At 71.5% G+C, this 20,807-nt stretch carries 17 protein-coding genes; 9 read left to right on the top strand and 8 right to left on the bottom strand.

Annotated features, from left to right (window positions below):
* Nucleotides 1–34: 34 nt before the first annotated feature.
* From IEY93_RS28540 to IEY93_RS28555, 4 genes are all read right to left on the bottom strand, one after another.
* Nucleotides 35–1,243: an MFS transporter gene (locus IEY93_RS28540; RefSeq protein ID WP_189166227.1), complete on the bottom strand. Its 1,209-nt coding sequence runs from the start codon at nucleotides 1,241–1,243 to the stop codon at nucleotides 35–37.
* 77 nt (nucleotides 1,244–1,320) lie between these two features.
* Nucleotides 1,321–1,989: a CGNR zinc finger domain-containing protein gene (locus IEY93_RS28545; protein ID WP_189166228.1), complete on the bottom strand. Its 669-nt coding sequence runs from the start codon at nucleotides 1,987–1,989 to the stop codon at nucleotides 1,321–1,323.
* Nucleotides 1,990–2,154: 165 nt separating this feature from the next.
* Nucleotides 2,155–3,549, bottom strand: coding sequence for a chitinase (locus IEY93_RS28550; protein ID WP_189166229.1), 1,395 nt, complete (start codon nucleotides 3,547–3,549; stop codon nucleotides 2,155–2,157).
* 225 nt (nucleotides 3,550–3,774) lie between these two features.
* Complete coding sequence (locus IEY93_RS28555) at nucleotides 3,775–5,709, bottom strand: ricin-type beta-trefoil lectin domain protein (protein WP_189166230.1); 1,935 nt, start codon at nucleotides 5,707–5,709, stop codon at nucleotides 3,775–3,777.
* A 222-nt stretch (nucleotides 5,710–5,931) separates the two neighbouring features.
* Between IEY93_RS28555 and IEY93_RS28560 the strand changes: the two genes are divergently transcribed.
* Nucleotides 5,932–6,669 (top strand): lytic polysaccharide monooxygenase, encoded by a 738-nt coding sequence (locus tag IEY93_RS28560; RefSeq protein ID WP_189166231.1) that lies wholly within the window; start codon nucleotides 5,932–5,934, stop codon nucleotides 6,667–6,669.
* 63 nt (nucleotides 6,670–6,732) lie between these two features.
* On the opposite strand, the gene IEY93_RS28565 is transcribed toward IEY93_RS28560, so the two are convergent.
* Nucleotides 6,733–7,581, bottom strand: a complete 849-nt coding sequence (locus tag IEY93_RS28565) for a class I SAM-dependent methyltransferase (RefSeq protein ID WP_189166232.1) — start codon at nucleotides 7,579–7,581, stop codon at nucleotides 6,733–6,735.
* A 70-nt stretch (nucleotides 7,582–7,651) separates the two neighbouring features.
* Between IEY93_RS28565 and IEY93_RS28570 the strand changes: the two genes are divergently transcribed.
* From IEY93_RS28570 to IEY93_RS28590, 5 genes are all read left to right on the top strand, one after another.
* A complete protein-coding gene (locus IEY93_RS28570) occupies nucleotides 7,652–8,251 on the top strand; it encodes a TetR/AcrR family transcriptional regulator (protein WP_189166233.1) in 600 nt (199 codons plus the stop codon).
* Nucleotides 8,252–8,327: 76 nt separating this feature from the next.
* A complete protein-coding gene (locus IEY93_RS28575) occupies nucleotides 8,328–9,125 on the top strand; it encodes a maleylpyruvate isomerase family mycothiol-dependent enzyme (protein ID WP_189166234.1) in 798 nt (265 codons plus the stop codon).
* A gap of 499 nt (nucleotides 9,126–9,624) precedes the next feature.
* Nucleotides 9,625–11,166, top strand: a complete 1,542-nt coding sequence (locus IEY93_RS38710) for a serine/threonine-protein kinase (protein WP_203968937.1) — start codon at nucleotides 9,625–9,627, stop codon at nucleotides 11,164–11,166.
* Nucleotides 11,167–11,548: 382 nt separating this feature from the next.
* Complete coding sequence (locus tag IEY93_RS28585) at nucleotides 11,549–12,505, top strand: D-alanine--D-alanine ligase family protein (protein ID WP_189166235.1); 957 nt, start codon at nucleotides 11,549–11,551, stop codon at nucleotides 12,503–12,505.
* 5 nt (nucleotides 12,506–12,510) lie between these two features.
* Complete coding sequence (locus IEY93_RS28590; RefSeq protein ID WP_229691556.1) at nucleotides 12,511–13,890, top strand: UDP-N-acetylmuramoyl-tripeptide--D-alanyl-D-alanine ligase; 1,380 nt, start codon at nucleotides 12,511–12,513, stop codon at nucleotides 13,888–13,890.
* A gap of 137 nt (nucleotides 13,891–14,027) precedes the next feature.
* Here IEY93_RS28590 and IEY93_RS28595 read toward each other — a convergent pair whose 3' ends face one another.
* Nucleotides 14,028–15,590 (bottom strand): FAD-dependent monooxygenase, encoded by a 1,563-nt coding sequence (locus IEY93_RS28595; RefSeq protein WP_189166237.1) that lies wholly within the window; start codon nucleotides 15,588–15,590, stop codon nucleotides 14,028–14,030.
* A gap of 139 nt (nucleotides 15,591–15,729) precedes the next feature.
* Here IEY93_RS28595 and IEY93_RS28600 point away from each other — a divergent pair, with 139 nt between their 5' ends.
* Together IEY93_RS28600 and IEY93_RS28605 are read left to right on the top strand one after the other, a co-directional pair.
* Nucleotides 15,730–16,359 (top strand): TetR/AcrR family transcriptional regulator, encoded by a 630-nt coding sequence (locus IEY93_RS28600; RefSeq protein ID WP_229691554.1) that lies wholly within the window; start codon nucleotides 15,730–15,732, stop codon nucleotides 16,357–16,359.
* A gap of 127 nt (nucleotides 16,360–16,486) precedes the next feature.
* The gene (locus IEY93_RS28605) at nucleotides 16,487–17,179 is read left to right on the top strand and encodes an aspartate/glutamate racemase family protein (RefSeq protein ID WP_189166238.1); all 693 of its coding nucleotides are present in this window, start codon (nucleotides 16,487–16,489) and stop codon (nucleotides 17,177–17,179) included.
* Between the two features lie 58 nt (nucleotides 17,180–17,237).
* On the opposite strand, the gene IEY93_RS28610 is transcribed toward IEY93_RS28605, so the two are convergent.
* On the bottom strand, nucleotides 17,238–19,256 hold the full coding sequence (locus tag IEY93_RS28610) for a P-loop NTPase family protein (RefSeq protein ID WP_189166239.1): 2,019 nt from the start codon (nucleotides 19,254–19,256) through the stop codon (nucleotides 17,238–17,240).
* A gap of 109 nt (nucleotides 19,257–19,365) precedes the next feature.
* Complete coding sequence (gene vanY-N / locus IEY93_RS28615; RefSeq protein WP_189166240.1) at nucleotides 19,366–19,938, bottom strand: D,D-peptidase/D,D-carboxypeptidase VanY-N; 573 nt, start codon at nucleotides 19,936–19,938, stop codon at nucleotides 19,366–19,368.
* Nucleotides 19,939–20,129: 191 nt separating this feature from the next.
* On the opposite strand from vanY-N, the gene IEY93_RS28620 reads away from it, so the two are divergent.
* On the top strand, nucleotides 20,130–20,804 hold the full coding sequence (locus IEY93_RS28620) for a response regulator (protein ID WP_189166241.1): 675 nt from the start codon (nucleotides 20,130–20,132) through the stop codon (nucleotides 20,802–20,804).
* Nucleotides 20,805–20,807 lie beyond the last annotated feature (3 nt).

Consider the following 20,807-nt stretch of genomic DNA (forward strand, 5'->3'; position numbering starts at 1 on the left):
CCTGGGCTTTCTTCTACGAAAGGAAGGGCGGGCGTCAGACCCGCGCCTGCGTGACGGGTTCGGGGAGCGGGGCGGAGGCCGGTTCGGGGGCCGGGGGCCGGGCGGGGTTTCTGATCACCAGGATGAGGGCGGCCAGGCTCAGCAGCCCGCCCACGAGCAGGGTGCTCCGGATGCCTGAGGTGCCGAGCAGGATCCCGCCGATGAAGGCGCCGGCGGTGATGCCGATGTTCACCGTGGTGGACGCGCCCGCCGCGGCGAGGTCGACGCTGCGCGGGGCGATCTGCAGCACTCGGGTGGACAGGGCGGTGGTCAGGGCGGAGAACGCCAGCCCGGACAGCGCGATCAGGCCGGCGGCGGCGACGGGTGTGTCGCCGGCGGCGTACAGGCCGAGCAGACAGGCCGCTTGCACCGCGACCGGGACGACCAGAGCCGCACGCGGGGTGCGGTCGGCGAGTTCGCCGCCGATGGCGACCCCGGCGATGCCGGCGATGCCGCGGATCAGTAGCAGTGGTCCGATGGCCGCGGCGGTGAATCCGCCGACCTCGGTGAGGAACGGGGTGACGTAGGTGAAGGCGGTGAAGGTCCCGGTGGTCGCCAGGGTCGTCATCGCCATCAGCAGCCAGTACTGGCGGGCGTCGGGGGTGGCGCCGCGGGCGGCGGCGCCCTGGGCGGGCCTGATGGCCGGCACCAGCGAGGCGACGACGATCAGTGTGAGCAGGCCGACCGCGCTGAGCGCCAGGAACGAGGACCGCCAGCCGGCCTGCTGGCCGAGCCAGATTCCGGCCGGGACGCCGAGCACCGCGGCGAGTGAGCTTCCCGCGAACACCACGGAGATCACCCGGCCGTGCACGCGCGGGGGGAACATGCTGGTGGCGGTGGGGACGACCACGGCCCAGAACAGAGCCTGGCTCAGCGCGGTGGCGATCCGGGCACAGAGGAGCACCGTGTAGTCGGTGGCGGCCGCCGACAGCAGGCCGGCCAGGACGAACACGGCGAGCAGGCCCGACATCAGCAGGCGGCGGGGCACGCGGCGGGTGAGCTGGGTCAGGGGGATGGTGGCGAGGACGACCATCAGGCCGTAGCCGGTGACGAGCATGCCGACGGCCGACGGTGAGGCGGACAGGTCGTCCGAGATCAGCGTGAGCAGGCCGATGGGTAACATCTCGGTGGTGACGTACAGGAAGGTCGACGCCGACAGCGCTATCAGCGCGGCGACCGCCCTCGCGGTGCTCCGTCCGTCCATGTCGCTTCTCCCATAGCGGTTGACACTGGTAGCAGTTCGTTTCGGCCTGGCTTTGCCGGACGTCCAGGCCGCGGGCTCTAGTCGTCGGCCGGCTCCTGGGGTGGCCCTGCCCGTACGGCGCGGCGGCGTTCGGTGAGGCGGCGTGACTTGACCTGCGTCCCGCAGTCGGCCATGCGGCACCATCGGCGCGAGCCGTTGCGGCTGCGGTCCAGGAAGACCCAGCCGCAGCCGCCGGTCTCGGTGGGGCAGCGCCGCACGCGGGTGATGTCGGCGGCGCGCAGCAGGTCGAGGGCGGCGTCCACGGCGCGGTCGGGCACCAGGGAAGCGGGCGCGATGCCGACGACGAGCCGGACGGCGTGGGCGCCATCGGGGTCCGGGACCAGGGTGGATCGGCCGGCCGCGGCGACCCAGCGGCTGTGCAGCCGGTCGAGCGCGGCGCCGCGGGCCGCGGTGTCGTCCGGCCCCGGGGTGATGGCGCGGAGTGCGGTGTACAGGGCCTCGCGTACTTCGCGGGTCGCCTCCAGGGCCGCCGCGGCCGCGCCGGGGTCGCGTTCCCAGGCCTCGGCGACCGTGCGGGCCTCCGCCTCGCCGGTCAGCCCCGCGCGGCCCGCCCACAGCAGCAGGGACGGCGGGTCGGACAGATAGTCGCGCGGCTGGGTGCCGGGGAGGGGTGTTCCCCGTTCCAGGGTGTTCACCAGGTCGAGGGCCGGATGGCCGCCCACCAACGGCAACTCGGACACGTCCATGCATTCATGCTACCCACGAAAAAGCTTTTGATGGTAGCTATTTGTGGGCATGGAAACGCCCCGTGGCCGCCGGGTGGTGCCGGTGGGCAGCGGGGCGCGGATGTCGCCGGGGTGGGGCGGCCGCCGCCATCGCTGTCGTGACGGCGGCCGCGGCAGAGGGCCGGGTCAGAAACCCGCGGTGATGCGGGTGAAGTCCCAGTTGTTCTGCGAGACGCCGCTGCAGGTCTCCTGTACGCCGCCGCCGGGGCACGGGCGGTCGCGGTTGACCGACCAGAAGGCCAGCCGGGTGAGGCCCTTGGAGTTGGCCCAGTCGCGGATCTGGGTCCAGGTGCCGGTCGAGGTGACCTCCTGCTGGTCGGACAGGCCGTTCATGCCCGAGATGCCCATGTGGGCGTAGGCCTGGGCGTCGGTCCAGCCCCAGGCGTTCTTCAGCGCGGTCTTCAGCCCCTCGGCGGCGTTGACCGTGCTCTGGTACATGTTGGCGCCGCCGCCGAAGTCGAACGGCATGATGGTGTAGTTGTCGATCGGCACGCCCAGCGCCTTGGACTGGTTGATCAGCCGCAGGCCGTCACCCGTCGGACCGGTGGTGCTGGTGCCGAAGGTGACGACGGCCTTGACGTTCGGGTTGTTCTGCTTGACGATCTTGATGCCGGACAGGATGCGGTCCTGCACGGTGTAGTTGGAGAACTCGTCGGTGTTCTCGATGTCGAAGTCGACCACCGCCGGGCCGACGGCGTTGATGACCTGCTGGACGGCGCCGGCGAAGGCGCTGGCCGAGGAGCAGTTCGGGCCGAGCTTGTTGCCCGACCAGCCGCCGAAGGAGACCTGGACGCTGCCGCCGGCGGCCTTGATCGCCGAGATGGTCTGGGCGTCGACGCCGCCGGAGAGCTGCCGCTGGCCGTCCCACATCGGCGTGCAGCCGCCACCGGAGAGGATGAAGGCCATGGTGAAGGACTTCACCCCGGTGGCGCTCATGACCGAGGTGGCGCTGGGCGGGCTGCCCCAGCCCATGTACAGGTAGGGCGCGCCGGCCATCTTGCCGGTGGGGGGCGGCGGGGTGGTGCCGCCGGGCAGGGTCCACTTCTGGTTGGCGCCGCCGGTGCAGTCCCAGATCTGCAGCGGTGTGCCGTCCGCGGAACTCGGCCCGGTGGCGTCCAGGCACTTGCCGAGGGCGCGCAGGCTGCCGTCGGAGGCGGCCGTCCACTGCTGGGCCGTGGTGCCGTTGCAGTCGTAGATCTGCACCTTGGTCCCGTTGGCGCTGCTGGCGGCGGCCACGTCCAGGCATTTGCCGAGAGCCCGGATGGTCCCGTCGGTGCCGGTGGTCCACTGCTGGGCGGCGGTGCCGTTGCAGGTGTAGAGCTGCACCTGGGTGCCGTTGGCGCTGCTGGCGGCGGCCACGTCCACGCACTTGCCGCCGTAGCCGGTGATCTGCCCGGTGGCGGCCCAGGCGGGGGACAGGCCGCTCGCCAGCAGGGGCAGGGCGCCGGCGAGGGCGACGGCGGCCAGCCTGATGCCGAGCCGGGGATGGGTGCGGTCAGGGCCGGAGCTTTCCCGATTCATGGGGGGTGTCGCTTTCTTGGTACGAGGTGGGGGGTGAGGTGCGCGTACTGCCGGGGGGTGGGCGGGACGGACCCGCTCCTGGCGGTCGCCTTCCGCCGAGCCGGGTGGGCAGCCCCATAACTCTTAGGAAGGTTTCTTGTTAAATAGGGATTCAACGCCTTGCGGCCACCACTAGTCAATAGCGGCGTGATGGTCGAAGGAGCCGGGGGAGCGGCCGTGGCCGGCCTACAGGGTCCACTTCTGGTTGGCGCCGCCGGTGCAGTCCCAGATCTGCAGCGGTGTGCCGTCCGCGGAGCTCGGCCCGGTGGCGTCCAGGCACTTGCCGAGGGCGCGCAGGCTGCCGTCGGAGGCGGCCGTCCACTGCTGGGCTGCGGTGCCGTTGCAGTCGTAGATCTGCACCTTGGTCCCGTTGGCACTGCTCGCGCCCGCCACGTCCAGGCACTTGCCCAGCGACCGCAGGCTGCCTGCCGCACCGGTGGTCCACTGCTGGGCGGCGGTGCCGTTGCAGGTGTACAGCTGCACCTGGGTGCCGTTGGCACTGCTCGCGGCGGCCACGTCCACGCACTTGCCGCCATAGCCGGTGATGGCCCGCCCGGGAGCGGGAGCGGCACCGGACCAGGTGAAGGTGGCCGAGGTGCGCGTAGGGAGGGTGTAGGTGAACGACTGGCCGCCCCAGACGACCTTGACCGACTGGGAGGAGCCGGTGGTGTTGTAGGCGATCAGCGCCTTGGAGCCGTCCGGGTTACGCCAGGCGACGTTCTTCACCGCCGAGCCCGCCGTGGAGGCGATGCGGTAGGCGCCCGGCTTCACGAACTTGGTCAGGTGTCCCATCGTGTAGTACTCGACCGTGTAGTCGACCTGCCCGTGCCGGGCGTCGCCGTTGTGCACCGTGATCAGGCCGGTGCAGACGTCGCAGCCGCCGTTGTGCGGGTTGTGCGCCTGGTCGGTGGCCAGGCTCCACTTGATCCAGCTGCGGTCCCAGTTGCGGGTGTAGTCGATCAGGTTGTTCATGTCCTCGCGATGTTGGTCGGCGATCCAGGTGCCGCCCGAGTGCTCGGTCATGTACGCGTTGACGCCCGGGTACTGGTCGTGCACCGCGCTCTGGGTGGAGACGTCGCCGCCGTAGCCGTGCCAGGCGATGCCGCCGAACAGCAGGTCGTCGCGGATGGCGGAGTCGGCGAGCAGCGGGGCGCCCCAGGTGTTCCAGCCGTCCCAGTTCCAGTCGTGCACGAGGGTCTTGGTGGTGATTCCCGCGTTGCGGAAGGCCGGCCACAGGGCGTTCTTGACGAAGTACTGCAGACCGGAGGCGTTCCAGTTCATGGAGGGGTAGCCGGCGCAGCAGGTCGGCTCGTTCTGCGGCGTGACGTAGTCGATGCGCAGGCCCTGGGCCTGGTAGGCCTGGATGTACCTGGCGAAGTACTCGCCGTACATCCCGTAGTACTGCGACTCCAGCCAGCCCTGGCTCCAGGAGTCGTTGTCCTTCATCCACGCGGGCGCGCTCCACGGCGAAGCCATGATCTTCAGTGCGGGGTTGAGCGCCTTGGCCTGCTTGGTGAGCGGCACGACATCGGCCAGGTCGTGGGCGATGGAGAACCCGGACAGATCGCAGCAGGTGTCGTCGTAGGAGTAGCTGAAGCGGGCCAGGTCGCTGGAGCCCATGGGGTTGCGCAGGAAGCTCAGCCCGATGCCCTCGGTGGGATCGAACAGTTTGCGCATGACCGTGTCGCGCGTGCTCTGGCCGAGGATGCCGCTGCTGTTCATCAGCCAGGCGGCCGAGTCGGTGAACGACGCACCGGCGCCTTCGAACTGCTGGTAGGTCGTGTTCTCGTCCACCGTGATCGTGGTGGCCGCCGCGGGGCTGGTCGCGGCGAAGGTCACCGGCGTCTGCCGCTGCAGGCCGCGGGTGACCGTGCGCCCGGCGGCGTCGGAGGTGGTGGTCAGCCAGATGTCGACGGTCTCGCCGGCCGCCTGAGCCGGCGCGGCGGCGGCGACGTCGATCCCGGCGCAGGCCAGCAGGAGCAGCGCGGCCGGCAGTGCGAGCCGCGCCCGGGCCGGGCGTGATCGGCGGGCGCGCCGCTCTGGCGTGGGCGCGCGCCTCAGAAGGGAGCGCAGAAGGGTGGCGGGTCTGGACGCGAGGCGCCCGAGTCGCAGGCAGGACATGAGCCGTTCTCTCTCGTCGCAGGAGCGAGGGAAGCCGCCCGTACGGCCCTGCCCGGCGGCACATGGCGTGGTCAGCCAGAGGTAGCACGCGGGAAACCGGAAATCAACGGGCCCGCCGCCGCGCGGGGGGCTTGACAGAGGGCGTTACGGGCTCCGGCCAGGGGCTTTACTCTTAAGAAAGTTTCTTTTATGTTTGCCGCACCCCCAGCGAAGGAGTCCGGCATGCGAAAAACGATCATGGTGGTGAGCACGGCGTTGCTGACGGCGGCGGTCACGGTGCTCGCGGCCTCGCCCGCCCTGGCCCACGGGTACGTGAACTCGCCGCCGAGCCGCCAGGCGATGTGCGCCCAGGGCCGGGTCAGCGGCTGCGGCGACATCGTCTACGAGCCGCAGAGCGTGGAAGGACCCAAGGGCCAGCGCAACTGCCACGGTGGCGTCGCGCGCTTCGCCCAGCTCAGCGATGAGAGCAAGCCCTGGCCCGCCACCTCGGTCGGCACCAGCGTCACCTTCAACTGGGTGCTCACCGCGCGGCACGCCACGAGCACCTGGGAGTACTACATCGGCACCACCCGGGTGGCGGTGTTCGACGACGGCGGGCGCCAGCCCGGCGCGACGGTGTCGCACACGGTCAACCTGTCGGGGTGGAGCGGCCGGCAGAAGGTGCTGGCCGTCTGGAACATCGCCGACACGGTCAACGCGTTCTACTCCTGCGTGGACCTGCAGATCGGCGGGGGAGGGGGCACCCCCTCGCCCGGCCCGTCCCCGAGCCCGACGCCCACCCGGACCCCCACGCCGACTCCCACCCCCACGGTGCCGGGCGGCACCTGGTCCGCGGGCACCTACTACGCCGTGGGCGCCCAGGTGACCTACAACGGCGTCCGTTACCGCTGCGTCCAGGCGCACACGGCCCTGGTGGGCTGGGAGCCCCCGAAGGTGCCGGCGCTCTGGCAGGCGATCTGACCCCGATCCGATGCCGTCCGCCCTCGCTCGCGACACCCGGCGGCCGAGGGCGGACGGGACGGATCAGGGGGCGTGCGTCCGCGCCGCGATGCACACCAGCGTGGCGCATTTCATGGTGAAGCCGCCTCCCGCCGCGTCGATGGCGGCCCCGATGCCCTCCAGCAATCGCGCCAGGGTGTCGGGCGGGAGCCTGGTGTGCAGGCCGGTGGTGGGCACCTGGTCCAGCCACTCGTCGCGGGTGTAGGACCACTCCCAGTCGAACCGCCACTGCTCGGGGTCGCCGAAGGCGTCCCCTGCCTGCCGCATGCCCTCGGCCGCCTTGGCGCACATCGCCGAGTACCCTTCCGCCGCGGACCCGGCGGCGGTGACGGCGGCGATCATGCGCTGATAGACGGGCGAGTCGGGCATCACCTGGCGGTAGACGGCGGCGAAGGCCTCGCCGAGTGCGGGGGGTGGATCCATGGCGTTCCAGAACACCGCCAGCCGGCCTCCTGGCCGCAGCACGCGTGCGGCCTTGGCCGCTCCGGCGATCGGATCGACCCAGTGCCACGCCTGCCCGGCGATCACCTGATCGAACGTCCGGCCCGCGGGGTCCCAGGCCTCGAAGGTCGCCACCTCGACGTCGAGCCCGTCGCGGCGGGCGAAGCCGGCCATCCGGGCGTCCGGTTCGACACCCAGCACCGTGCAGCCGGCCGCGCGGAACTGCCGGGCCGCGATCCCGGTGCCGATGCCGACGTCGAGGACCTCGGGCCCGGGGCCGGCCGCGAGGATCGCGTCCACCATGGCGGCGGGGTAGCGTGGCCGGGCCCGGTCGTAGCGTTCGGCGTCGGAGCCGAACGATTCGGCCACCTGCCGGTGCCGATGCGGCTCCGGCACCGAAGCGGGAGAGCGTTCCGAAGGTAGAGTGGGCATGCGCCCACTATGAATGGGCGCGTGCCCACTCGTCAACCGGGTAGACCCCGGAAAGGAAGAGGAGGCGCCGGTGCCGACAGGAGTGGCCATCCGAGACGTGCGCGAGCAGTTGTTCGACGCCGCCGAGCGCGTCCTGTTGCGGGACGGGCCGAGCGCGCTGACCAGCCGGGCGGTCACCGCCGAGGCGGGCTGCGCCAAGGGGGTCCTGCACCGGCACTTCGCCGACTTCGACGACTTCCTCGCCGAGTTCGTGCTCGACCGCGTCGACCGGCTCGACCCGCAGGCCGCCGCGCTGCGCGAGCGCGCCGGCGCCGGCACGGTGACCGGCAACCTCGCCGACGCGCTGACGGCCCTTTTCGGGTCGGTCGCCGTGGCGATCGTTCCCTTGGTGACCTTCCGCGACGAGCTTCGCGCCCGGCTGCGACGGACCTGGCCGGCCGGTGTTCCGGTGCTCACGGAGGCCTGCACCATGATCGCCTCATATCTCGAGGCGGAGCGCGCTCTCGGCCGTATCAAGCCGGAGGCCGACATCGACGCGCTCGCTCCCACGCTGATCGGGGCCGCGCACCTGCTCTTCGCCGATCGCGACAGCACCCCGCCGCAGGACGGAGCCGTCCGCAGGACGGTGGACACCGTGGTCGCCGGTGTCGTACGGGAACCTCCGCGCTGAGCCGCCCGCCGGGGCCGCCTGCGGCGGCGGTGAAAACCGCTGTCCGATTGCCGGGAGGCGGTGATAGAGAAGCCGAGTGACATCGACTCTTGAGTTCCCCGCTCTGCTGCGACTGATCGACGAACGGTCGACCGCCTTCCGCGCCGCGGTCGCCTCCGCGCCCAGCCTCGACGTGCAGGTGCCGACCTGCCCCGAGTGGACGCTGTTCGATCTGGCGCAGCACATCGGCGAGGGGCGCCGCGACTGGGCAGCCACCGTCGCCGCCGGTCCTGCTCCGGCCAAGTCCACAGCGGACGGCGCTCCGGCTGTGCCTCGGGAGCGCGAGGCCCTGCTGGCCTGGCTGGCGGAGTCGACGGAGCAACTGGTGGACGCCTTGCGGAAGGCCGGCCCGGATCGCGGTTGCTGGACGTGGTGGGAGACGTCGCAGTCGCCGCAGACCTCTGGTGCCGTGGCCCGGCACCAGCTCCAGCAGATGGCGGTGCACACCTACGACGCCCAGATCACCGTGGGTGCACCGCAGCCGCTGCCGGCCGAGGTGGCACTCGACGGTGTCGACGAGTTCCTGTCCACCTGCGTCGCAACGACGAGTGCCTGGCCGCACAAGCCCGCTGTCATCGACTTCCACGCCTCCGAGGGCCGCTCCTGGCGCCTCTCGCTCTCCGCCGACGGCGCACGGACCGCCCGTCTTCCCGGGCCCGGCGCCATGTCGGCCACCGCTACCGGCCAGGACCCGGACGCGGCCAACGCCTCCGTCTGGGGCACGGCCGACGAGCTGGTCCTCATCCTGCACGACCGTATCCCGATCGACTCCCTGAAGCTCGACGGCGACCGACGTCTCTTCGACCAGCTCAGCGCCTGGGACCCGGATGAGTAGGACGTGACGCTGCGCCCCTTTGCGGCCGAGGAGGGCCGCAAAGGGGCGGAGTACCGCGGACCGGGCCATCTCGGCGGGTGGGTCGATGTGTGCGCCGGGCGGTGTTCCCGGTGCCGACCCCGCAGATGATCCGGCCGGGGGCCAGGGCGTTGAGGCCGGCGAACCCGAGCGCAGCGCGGTGAGGTCACCCATTATTGATCTACATTGTAAAGGCCGCCGGTTTCGGCAAAACCCCAGCAAAACAACAATCCCAAAAACCTCACCCAGCAGAACATCCCACCACTGATTCGCCGAAGACCCCCTTTCCGCTCCGCCCGCAGGACGGGAAAGTGAAGTATCTGCAGGTCCTATGGCTCCAGAGGCGGGCGCCGGCGCGGAAGTCGGGAGAGGCGCTCTGGCATGGAGGGGAGACGGCCTCACCCGGTTGATCGCTAGTGTTGCGAGGCTGTTGTGACGAATGTGTTGAATGCTGGAGGCCGCTCGGGGTAGCGATGGAGCCATGGCGGATTCAGGCACCCCCGGACTTATCGTCGCCGGACGCTATCGACTGGTGGAGCCGCTCGGACAGGGCGGCATGGGAGTCGTATGGCGGGCCGTGGACGAGTTGCTCCGGCGGGAGGTGGCCGTCAAGGAGCTGCTCGGCGCGGCGGAGCTGACCCGGCCCCAGCGGGAGTTGTTCACCACGCGTATCTTCCGCGAGGCCAGGGCGGCCGGACGGCTGAGCCATCCGGGGGTCGCCACCGTCTACGACGTCTTCGAAGAGGGCGGGTGTCCGTGGATCGTCATGCGGCTGGTGCCCTCGCGGACGCTGGGCGCGATCGTGCGCGAGGACGGTCCGCTGCCGCCGCGCCGGGTGGCCGAGATCGGCCTGCAGATTCTGGCGGCGCTGGAGGCGGCGCACGGGGCGGGAGTGCTCCATCGGGACGTCAAGCCGGACAACGTGCTGATCGGCGCGGACGGCAACGCGGTGCTGACGGATTTCGGGATCGCGACCTTGGAGGAGGACGCGCCGGTGACGCGGACCGGCGCGCTGGTGGGGACGCCGGCGTTCGTCGCTCCTGAGCGGGCGCTGGGCGGGCGTGCGGAGCGGGCGTCCGATCTGTGGTCGCTGGGGGTGACGCTGTACTTCGCGGTGCAGGGGGAGTCGCCGTTCGAGCGGGGGCACATGCTGGCGACGCTGGGTGCGGTGGTGTACCAGGAGCCGGAGCCGTGCCGGGCGGCCGGTGCGCTGGCGCAGGTGATCGAGGGTCTGCTGGTGAAGGATCCTGCGGGGCGGATGGCGGCTGCGGAGGTGGGGCGGCTGCTGGCGGATGTGGCGGTGGGCGCGGAGAGGTCCGGGCCGGCTGCGTGGTTCTGGACGCAAGGCCGGGAGCCGGCGGTGGGGGGTGTGGTGTCACCGGCCGGGGACGCCGACACACGGGCGGTGCGGGATGTCGCGGTGGCGGATGGGCGTGTCGTACGGGAGAAGGGCGCGGGCGTGCGGGGGGCGGAGACGACGTGGTCGTGGTCGTTGCCGCTCGCGCCGCGGCGTCTGTTCGTCGCGGCGGGTGCGACGTTGCTGATGGGCGGGCTTGCGGTGGGCGGTCTGGCCGTTTCGTGGCCGGGGAGCGATCGGGTGGCGGAGGGACCGGCTCGGGTGCTGGTGACGGTGCTGCAGACCCAGGGGGGTGGCGAGCCGGAGGACGGGCCGGTCACCGCTGATCCGGTGGAGCGGCGGGTCACGGAGGCGGTCGGGGCTTCTGGTTCGGGTCGGGGGAGTGCGGGTGAGGCGAAGCTCAAGGCCGGTGACGGGTCGCGAAGCTCGGGGAACTCGCGAAGCTCGGGGAAGGGGAAGGGCGCGGAGGGCGGGGCGTCCGGGAAGGGCAAGGGGCCCGGGGCCAAGGGGAACGGCAAGGGGAACGGTCAGGGGAAGGGCATCGATAACGGGAAGGGGCAGGGGAACGCTGCGAAGGGCAAGGGGGCGGCGCGTAAGGCGGCGCACCCGGCGGGCCCTGCCGGCGGGGGGGCGCTGGAACACCCCGGCAAAGGGCCTCGGGGCTGAGGGGGCAGCCGGAGATCGAGGTCACCCCCCACCTCCAGAACCGGCGCCGATCACCCTGACGATCAGCCGTCAGGACGTGATCCCTTTCTGGCGTGTTCCGGCGGCCCTTGCTGAGGGGCGATTCGCAAGTTGGCGGCGTCGTGCCGGCCACCTCTGCGGGGCTTGGCCGTGATCTTGGCCGATCGGACGGCATGGGCACGGGTTCGGCCGTGCGTCGCCGCGGGCCGAGCGGTACCCCGCGGGTGGGCTTCGGCCGGGAAGTGGACAGCGAATGGCCTGGTGATCGGTCAGGGGAAGAGCCGACGCTCGGCAGGCCGGTGCCGCGGCGGTGAAGGCCGTGCCGCGGGCCGTGCCGTCCTGGTGTCGCTGAGGAAGGCTGATCGTGACCGAACGCGTGCGCGTCGCCGTGCTGGCGGGTGGGCCGTCCCCCGAGCATGAGGTGTCGCTGCAGTCGTCGCAGGCTGTGCTGGATGCTCTGCCGAAGGATCTGTACGAGCCCGTCACCGTCATCATCGACCGGCAGGGCAGGTGGCCGGTGGAGCTGCGGCGCGGCTTGGTGGATGTGGTGTTTCCCGTGCTGCACGGGCCGTTCGGCGAGGACGGCGTGGTTCAGGGTCACCTGGAGACGCTGGGCATCCCGTACGTGGGGTGCGGCGTGCTGGCCTCGGCTGTGGCCATGAACAAGGTCGCGATGCGGCGGATGTTCCTGGCGGAGGACGTTCCGGTCACCCCGTATGTGTGGTTCACCGGACATGATTGGCGCGGCACCGTCGACCACTGGGGTCTGGTGAAGTCGCTCGACTGGCCGATGTACGTCAAGCCGGCCGGCATGGGGTCCTCGATCGGTATCTCACGGGTCACCTCCATGGAGGAGTTGCGTGCGGGTGTCGATCTGGCGCTGTCCTACGACCGGGTGGTCGTGGTCGAGCAGGAGGTGAGGGCGCGCGAGGTCATTTGTGGGGTGCTCGGGGGCTTTGACACTCCGGATGTGTCGGTGCCCGGTGAGCTCATCGTGCCGGGGGACTGGCTGGACTATGAGGCCAAGTACCTCAGCCGGGTGGAGATCGCCATGATCCCTGCGGCGTTGCCGGAACGGGTGGCCGAGGAGGTGCGCGAGCTGGCGTTGCGCGCGTTCCGGGCGATCGGCGGCTATGGCCTGTCCCGTGTCGACTTCCTCTATGAGGAGGACGCGGGGCGTCTGTACGTGCTGGAGATCAACACCATGCCGGGGTTCACCTCTCGTTCGGTCTATGCCAGGGCGTGGGGTGCGAGTGGTGTCCCGTACCCGGAGCTGCTGCGCCGTCTGATCGATCTCGCGTTCGCCAGGAGTGGCTCGTGATTCCCATGACGTTGGCCGAGATCGCGCGGGTGGTGGGTGCGAGGCTGTGTGATGTGCCCGATCCGCGGGTGCTGGTGACGGCGCCTTCGGCGGTCGATTCCCGTGAGGTGGTGCCTGGTGGGCTGTTCGCCGCGACGGCGGGGGCGCGGGTCGACGGGCATGACTACGCGGCGGCTGCCGTCGCGGGCGGCGCCGTGGCCGTGCTGGCCGCGCGGCCGGTCGGTGTGCCCGCGCTGGTGGTGGAGGACGTCGAGGTCGCGATCGGGGTGCTGGCCCGGCATCTACTCGGGCGCGTCAGCCCGACCGTGGTCGGTCTGACCGGTTCGGTGGGCAAGACCACGACCAAGGATCTGCTGGCCCAGGTGCTGGAACGGCATGCCGCGACGGTGGCCACCGACAGGTCGTTCAACAACGAGCTCGGGCTGCCGCTCACCGTGCTGCGTGCCGATGCCGCCACCCGTTATCTGGTGCTGGAGATGGGGGCGGGCCGGAAGGGTGATCTGAGGTATCTGACGGGGCTGGCGCCGCCGCGGGTGGGGCTGGTGCTCAATGTCGGCACCGCGCATGTGGAGCGGATGGGGGGTGGGCCGGCCGATGTGGCGGAGGCGAAGGGGGAGTTGGTCGAGGCGCTGCCGGTGGACGGGTTCGCGCTGCTCAATGCCGACGATCGGTATGTCAGGGGCATGGCGGGGCGTACCAGGGCTCAGGTGGTGTGGTACGGCAGGTCGGCGGGGGATGCGCAGGTGCGGGCCGAGGATGTGCGGATGGTCGAGGGGGCGCGGGCGGCGTTCGCGTTGGTGACGCCGGGTGGGCGGGCTCCGGTGGAGCTTGGCCTGGTGGGTGAGCATCAGGTGGGCAATGCCGTGGCCGCCGCCGCGGTGGCGACCGTGCTGGGTCTGGGGGTCGCCGAGATCGCCGAGGGGTTGTCCGCCGCGCGGCGGCGGTCCGGCGGGCGGTTGGAGGTGGTTGATCGGGTTGACGGGGTGACGGTCGTCAACGACGCCTACAACGCCAGTCCGGAGTCGATGCGGGCCGGGCTGCGGGCGGTGAAGGCTCTGGCGGGTGTTCGTCGTACGGTCGCGGTGCTCGGTGCGATGGGGCAGCAGGCGGACGCTTCGCGTGCCCGGCATGTGGAGGTGGGGCGGCTGGTGGCCGAGTTGGGGTTCGATGTGCTGATCGCGGTGGGGGAGGGGGATCCGGTGGCGATGGCGCGGGCTGCGGAGTCGTCGGGGGCGGGGGTGGCCGTCCATGCCGTGGAGGATGTGGCGGGGGCGCTCGGTTTGGCCGCCGCGCTGCTGGAGGCGGGGGATGTGGTGTTCGTCAAGGCGTCCAGCGAGGTCGGGCTGGGTGCCGTGGCCCGTGCGCTGGCCGCGCCGCCGGGGTGAGCGAGGCGGGCGGTGTCGTGGAGGCGGTGCCGGAAGGGTGGGTGGTGGTTCACGCTCGGCGCGGACCACCACCGGGTGCACGGCTGGGTCTGTGCGGGGACCGCCTGCGTACATAGGGGGAGTCGGCGGTCGCGGCTTCAGATGTGGGCGGGTTCGATGGCTCCGAACCACCGCTGCAGGGCTGCGCGGAGTGTTTCGATCTCTGTGGGGGTGGGCCGGGGTGATGCGGACGCCCAGGCCACGTAGCCGTCCGGTCGCAGGAGCAGGGCGGTGGGTGCGGGGGTGTGGGAGCGCGCCGTGACGATGTCGACCTGGTCGTGCCGCAGGGCGAGGGTCTCGGCCAGTGATGCCTCTTCGGTCAGGTCGAGCAGCAGGGGGCGTGCGTTTCTGGTCAGCTCGGCCGTCCGGACCGGTCCGGACGGGGTGTGCAGGTCCATGTCGGGGGCGAATCGGCCGGTCAGCGGGTGGGTGTCGTGTTCGCCCATGTCGTAGCGGACGTCGGTGCCGGCGATGAGGTCGGCGAGGCGTTGTACGGTGCTGTGGTCGTGGAGCAGTTCGGTGAACACCTGGCGTAGTCCGGTGACGTCGCTGCCGGGGGCGATGAGGGCCGCTTGAGCCTGCGCGTTCAGCACCATGCGCTGGGCGGCCGATCGTCGTTCTGTCTCGTAGCTGTCCAGCAGCCCGGGTGGGGCGCTTCCCCGGATCTCGGCGGCGAGTTTCCAGCCGAGGTTGACCGCGTCCTGCAGGCCGAGGTTGAGCCCTGGGCCGCCTCCGGTGGCGGCGTAGACGTGGGCGGCGTCGCCGATCAGGAACACCCGGCGGTCGGTGAACCGTTCGGCGATGCGGGTGTTGCCGCCGGTGAGCCGGCGCAGCACGTGTGGTCCGGTGCCGTTGGGCGGATCGAGGGGCACCTCGACGCCGAGTACGCGGTGGATGCTTCCGCGCAGCTCTTCCAGGGTCATGGGGGCGTCGGTCGCGGGTCTGTCCCATTCGGTGGTGCTGATCAGGGGTGGGTGGCCGGGCATCGGCGCGTAGGAGAAGCCGCCGTGTTCGGTGCGGTGGGGCAGGAAGGGGAGAACGGCGCCGTGGCCGGGCACGTTGAGTGCGCCGGTCGTGGGGTCGATCCATTGGGCCGGGACCGTCGCGTGGGCTGAGCAGACGGTCATCCGGTCGTAGGTGATGCCGGGGAATGCGATGCCGGACAGCTTGCGTGTGGTGCTGTGGGCTCCGTCCGCGCCGATGAGGTAGCGGGCTCGCAAGCGGTAGGTCTGGTCTGGGCTCGCGATGTCGATGGTCACCGCGTCGTCGTCTTGTGACAGGCCGATGAGTTTGTGTCCCCGGCGGATCTCCACGCCCAGTTCGATGGCGCGCTCCTGCAGGACCTGCACGATGTGTCGCTGTGGCACCGGCAGGGTGTGGACGGGGCTTTCGTGCAGCAGGCTCAGGTCCAGGCCCATCGCGCCGAACATGAAGTATCGGGTGTTCGGCTGGGGAGGGTGCGGGTTGCCGGTGAGCCGTTCGTGCAGTCCGCGGTGGTCGAGGATTTTCACGACTTGGCCGAGCAGTCCGTTGGCTTTGGGTTCTTCGCTGGGCTCGGTGAGCCGTTCGAGCACGATCGGCCGGGCTCCTGCCAGGCTCAGTTCGCAGGCCAGCATGAGCCCGTTGGGGCCGCCGCCGGCGATGACGACGTCTGTGATCACGTGTTCTCCTCGGCTCCTACGGAAATGGGGTGGGACCGGTGGGTCGTGTGGTTCTTCTTGCCAACCGGTGTGGGTAAGGCTAAGCAGAAATCTGCGTGCGCGCAAACTTGCGTGCACGCAGTTGGACTATGCTGAGACCGTGACGACGAGACGGACGGGGCTGCGCGAGCAGAAGAAGCAGGCCACCCGGGAGGCATTGCGCGCGGCGGCCCTGCGGCTGGCTCTGGAACGTGGACCGGACAACGTGCGCGTCGATGACATCGCCGAGGCCGCCGGCGTCTCACCGAGGACGTACAACAACTACTTCTCCAGCCGCGAGCAGGCGATCGTCGCCGCCGTCGCCGGGGAGCGAGAGGCTCGGGTCGCGGCGGCGGTGGCCGACCGGCCCGACGGCGTGGGCCTCGCCGACGCCGTCATCGAGGCCATCGTGGATCAGTACACCGCCTCGGACGCCCCGGGCGCGGACGCGCTGCTGCTGATCACCACCCGCCCCGCGCTGCGTGAGGCGTTCGTCGGCACCACCACCGCCATCGAGCATCCCCTCACCGAGGCCATCGCCGGGCGTCTCGGCGATGGCGACCCGCACACCGCACGGGTGCTCGCGGCGAGCGTGGCCGCCGCGGTCCGCGTGGCGCTCGAGCAGTGGCTGCAGACGACCGTCTCGACCTGCACGGCCGGCGGGCTGGTCGTGCCGTCCGGCTCGCTACCGGACCTCCTGCGCGCCACGCTCGCGCCCCTGAGACCCGCGCTCGACGCCGCGGAGCAGTGAGACTCCGCCACCGGCCTCCAGGCCGGTGAAGCCGCACCGCGCGGGCGGCGGATGGACGGCTTTTGGTCTGCTGAATGGGCAGGCACTCCGTCTAGCCTGCCGGCACAGGTCGGCGAAACGGGGTTTCATGCGCACTATCGGGCTCATCGGCGGGTTGAGCTGGGAGTCGACGGTGATCTACTACCAGATCATCAACCAGCGGGTACGCGAGCGGCTCGGCGGTAGCCATTCCGCCAACAGCCTCATCTGGTCGGTGGACTACACGACCGTCGAGGAGCTGATCTTCGCCGATCGCTGGGCGGAGGTGGGCGCGCTGCTGGCCGCCGCGGGCGGCAAGCTCGAGCGGCTCGGCGCCGAGCTGCTGCTGATCTGCAGCAACACCTTCAGCCGGGTGAACGAGGAGGTGGAGCGGGCTGTGGGCGTGCCCGTGCTGCACATCGCCGACGCCGTGGGCGCCGAGGTCCGGGCGCGGGGGATGCGCAAGGTGGGCCTGGTGGGCACCGCGTTCACCATGGAGCAGCCTTTCTACCGTGATCGGCTGGCCGCCCAGGGCCTGGAGGTCGTCGTTCCCCGGCGTGGGCAGCGGGAGCTGGTGCATCGGGTGATCTTCGAGGAGCTGGTGCGCGGGGTGTTGCGGGAGTCGTCCAGGGACGCCTACGCCGAGATCATCGGTGATCTGGCGGGTGAGGGTGCCGAGGGTGTCATCCTGGGCTGTACGGAGATCGAGTTGCTGATCGGTGCGAAGGACGCCGTCATCCCGGTGCTGCCGAGTGCTCGGCTGCACGCGGAGGCGGCGGCCGGTCTCGCGCTCGGCGGCTGACCCCTGCGTCCGGTCACGCGGATCCCGTGCGGTGGCCGGGGTCGCGCTGAGCGTCCGCCTACCGTGCCGGTGCGCCGGTGCCGTACAGCTCCCGGTGCCACAGGCCGGCGCAGAGGCGTTCGATGCCGGTGGCCAGATGGCGGCGGTAGGTGGTGAAGGGCAGGCCGAGTCGTTCGGCGGCCAGTTCCTGGGTCGGCGTGCCGCGCAGGAAGGTGATCGTCAGCGCCCGGTGGAACTTGGCCGCTCGCGGATCTTCACCCAGGTCGTCGATCGCCCGGCGGAGCAGGTCGCCCAGTGCGGCGGCCGGGTCGTGCCCGGTGTGCTCGGCGATCAGCCTGGTGCGGGTCAGCGGGGAGGCGGCCAGTGCGTCCGGCCGCGGCAGCAGGCGCAGTGCCTTGCGGACCGCGTCGGTGAACTCCGCCTCGGACAGTACCGCCAGTTCCACCGCCGGGGCCTGCGGGGCGGGGCGGGGGTGGCCGGTCCGCTGCAGCCATGCCTGTGCCGGGACCGCGCGCCAGTCGTGGGCGAGCAGCCGCGGCTCGGCGGAGACCTCGTACATCCCGTAGTGCCGCAGGCGCCGTGCCCACGGGTGGTCCGGATCGGGCATCTGCAGGTAGGACCAGGCGATCCGCTCCGATCGCAGGCAGTGGCCGATCACCCGGTGCTGGATCGCGTCCATCACCCGCGGGTTCGCCTGGTGGGCGGGCGGCACCCACAGCCGGTTGACCGCCACGTGTTCGCCGGCGCGCAGCGGCGTGGTGGCACGCGCGTGCGCCCACGCCGCGGCCACGACGGGGTCGCCGGCCGGCTCCTGCTCCTTGGGCCGCGTCAGGCGCAACCACGCCGACAGGGCGACGGGTTCGCCGGTCGCGGTCCGTCGATACAGCCGCAGGGCCTGCGGCCGGTGCCGCGCCCAGAAGGCGGCGCGGCTCGCGGACTCCGCGCCCTCGGCGGCGGTCGCCACCCGGAGCAACGTGCCGATGTCGTGCTCCCGTATCGGCTCTTCGTGGAACTCCTCCTCGCCGGGGCGGCCGTGCGGACTCTGCGGTTCCTGGTCGCGGTGGTGCAGGTAGAGCAGTGCGGCGACCGCGCCGGGGAGGTCGGCGTCGCTCGCCGTGCGCACCTTGTGCGCCAGATGCGCGTGCAGGCGGTCGTGCATCGCCGCGTACTGTTCGGGATCGCGCCAGCGCAGGTCCGCTTCCAGCAGCCGGCGCACCAGGGTGTGCGGGAACAGCCCGCGGCCGCCGGACTCCATCAGGGGCGAGCGCCGCAGCCAGCGGAACACGGTCGTGGCGTCTTGGGGCAGGGCCGCCCGCAGCAGGTCTTCGGTGGTCGTGTGCGCGTGGGCGCAGATCTCCAGAGCGCGCCGGTGCGCGGCCGAGGGCGGCTCGCCCACCAGGTGGTCCAGCAGGGTGGCGACCAGGTCCTGATCGGGCGCCCACCGCCGGCCGGTCCCGTCGCTCTTGACCGCTGTGGCCGCGCCCAGTAGCAGCGCCAGTGGATGGCCGCCGGCGAAGGCCAGCAGCGGCTCGCGGGTGTCGGCCGGTACTGCGCGGGAGTCGATCAGGGCGTGTGCGTCCCGGGGGCGCAGGTCGCGCAGCGGCAGTACCCGCAGGGCGCCCGACCAGGCCGGGTCGGCCCGCCATCGCGGGTCCGGCGGGTTGCGTCCCGTGATCACCACCAGTGCTGCCAGGGGGACCCGTGGCAGGAACCGCTCGCGCAGCCATGCTTCCAGGCTCTGGATGCGGTCGAAGTCGTCGACCAGCAGCACAGCGTCCGCGTCGCGCAGGACGGGTGCGGCCTCGGCCTCGAACGCCGCCGGCGTCGGTGCGATCATGCGCCCGTCCACCGTGCGCACCGGCCGCCGCGCCGCCGCGGCCTGGTGGGCGAATCTGCGCGTCAGGGCCGATTTGCCGATGCCGCCGGGACCGTGCACGTACAGGACGCTGCAGCCGCCGCCGTGCAGCGCCGTGGTGAACACCGCGAGTTCTTCCTCCCGGCCGGTGAACGCCGTCTCGCGCGCCGCTCGCAGGTGTGCTTCCAGTGATCGCGGTGTGTCGTCTGTTTCCGATGTCATGTCGTTCGGCCTCTCGTGGAACGCCTGATCGATGTCGCCGCCGGTCGCCAGGTGCGAACCGGTCGTTGTCCCGGGAATCGCACGGGTGAGCGGGCCTGGACCCGGCGGGCTATGTGCGGTCCTTGTGCTGGACGGCGTGCTCGGCGCCGGGGTGGGGGCGTCGTCGCGGGGGAACGCCGGCGCGGTCCGGGTGGTACTCGAAGTGCCACCACTCGTTGTCGTACATGCGGTAGAGGTCGTAGCGGGCGCCGTTCTCCTGCAGCCAGCGGGCGCCTTCGTGGGGGCGCACGTCCAGTGCGATGCCTTTGACGTGGGAGGATTCCGAGGGGGGGAGCACGAGCATGCGTGCCTGGGCGACCGAGCCGCAGCGGCGTACCTCCGCCTCGAACATGCGTTGCTGGACGAGAGGGTCGCGGTATCCCGAGGTGAGGCCGAGGAGCAGGCCGTGACGCCACAGCGCCTCGGTGCGGGCCGCGGTGAAGGCCGAAAGGGCGCCGTCGGTGAGTCCGGTGAGGTCCTCAGCGGGGAATCGCAGCCGCAACGCCCAGCGGCAGGCCAGTTCGCGGGCCCGGCCGGGCCGGCGGGCGAACGCCGCCGGCAGCAGGAGTACGGCGAGCACCAGGGTGACCGCGGCGTACAGCCGGTCGCGGGGCCGAGGGGGGATGGTGCGTGGTTCGCTCATGCCGAGCCACGATCGGCGCCGAATGTGCGCGCGTTGTGCGCCGCATGTCATGGTTCGTCGACGGCTGCCGCCGTGGATGATCGTGACACGACCATGACATGGTGCGGACGGGGCGGGGACACGGCCGGTCCATAGTGGACGGGGTCGGCCGTACGGGCGAGTTGACGGAGTGTGCGGTGATGGTCGGCGGCGTGTCGCGAGTGTTGTTGATCGAGGATGACCCGGCCGTGCGGGAGGGCCTGGAGCTGGCCCTGACCATGCACGGGCACCGGGTGAGCGCGGTGGAGTCCGGCGAGCAGGGCCTGGAGCGGCTGCGTGCCGACCTGCCCGACGTCGTCGTGCTCGACCTGATGTTGCCCGGCATGGACGGGTTCGAGGTCTGCCGCCGCATCCGGGCCGCCCGGGAGGTGCCGATCATCATGCTGACCGCGCGCGGCGATGACATGGACGTGGTGGCGGGGTTGGAGGCGGGCGCCGACGACTACGTGGTCAAGCCGGTGCAGCCCAGGGTGCTGGAGGCACGCATTCGCGCGGTGCTGCGGCGGATCGGCCGGGACCAGGCGGAGCTGGAGCGGTACGGGGAGCTGACCATCGACCGGGCCGGGCTGGTGGTGGCCAAGGGCGGTGTGCCGGTCGGCCTGGCCCCGACCGAGTTGCGCCTGCTGCTGGAGCTGTCCGCCGCGCCGGGCCGGGTGCACAGCCGCCAGCAGTTGCTGGAGTCGGTGTGGGAGCACGGGTATTTCGGTGACTCGCGCCTGGTGGACGCGTGCGTGCAGCGGTTGCGCGCGAAGATCGAGGACGACTCGGCGGCGCCGGTGTACGTGCAGACGGTGCGGGGGTTCGGCTACCGGTTCGGGCCGGTGTGAGGC

The organism is Sphaerisporangium melleum (assembly GCF_014646695.1).
GTDB lineage: Bacteria > Actinomycetota > Actinomycetes > Streptosporangiales > Streptosporangiaceae > Sphaerisporangium > Sphaerisporangium melleum.

Bases quoted from the DNA above. Each gene is read 5' to 3' on its own strand.
- IEY93_RS28540 (WP_189166227.1), bottom strand. From the start codon at position 1,243: ATGGACGGACGGAGCACCGCGAGGGCGGTCGCCGCGCTGATAGCGCTG.
- IEY93_RS28545 (WP_189166228.1), bottom strand. From the start codon at position 1,989: ATGGACGTGTCCGAGTTGCCGTTGGTGGGCGGCCATCCGGCCCTCGAC.
- IEY93_RS28550 (WP_189166229.1), bottom strand. From the start codon at position 3,549: ATGAATCGGGAAAGCTCCGGCCCTGACCGCACCCATCCCCGGCTCGGC.
- IEY93_RS28555 (WP_189166230.1), bottom strand. From the start codon at position 5,709: ATGTCCTGCCTGCGACTCGGGCGCCTCGCGTCCAGACCCGCCACCCTT.
- IEY93_RS28560 (WP_189166231.1), top strand. From the start codon at position 5,932: ATGCGAAAAACGATCATGGTGGTGAGCACGGCGTTGCTGACGGCGGCG.
- IEY93_RS28565 (WP_189166232.1), bottom strand. From the start codon at position 7,581: ATGCCCACTCTACCTTCGGAACGCTCTCCCGCTTCGGTGCCGGAGCCG.
- IEY93_RS38710 (WP_203968937.1), top strand. From the start codon at position 9,625: ATGGCGGATTCAGGCACCCCCGGACTTATCGTCGCCGGACGCTATCGA.
- IEY93_RS28590 (WP_229691556.1), top strand. From the start codon at position 12,511: ATGACGTTGGCCGAGATCGCGCGGGTGGTGGGTGCGAGGCTGTGTGAT.
- IEY93_RS28605 (WP_189166238.1), top strand. From the start codon at position 16,487: ATGCGCACTATCGGGCTCATCGGCGGGTTGAGCTGGGAGTCGACGGTG.
- IEY93_RS28610 (WP_189166239.1), bottom strand. From the start codon at position 19,256: ATGACATCGGAAACAGACGACACACCGCGATCACTGGAAGCACACCTG.
- vanY-N (WP_189166240.1), bottom strand. From the start codon at position 19,938: ATGAGCGAACCACGCACCATCCCCCCTCGGCCCCGCGACCGGCTGTAC.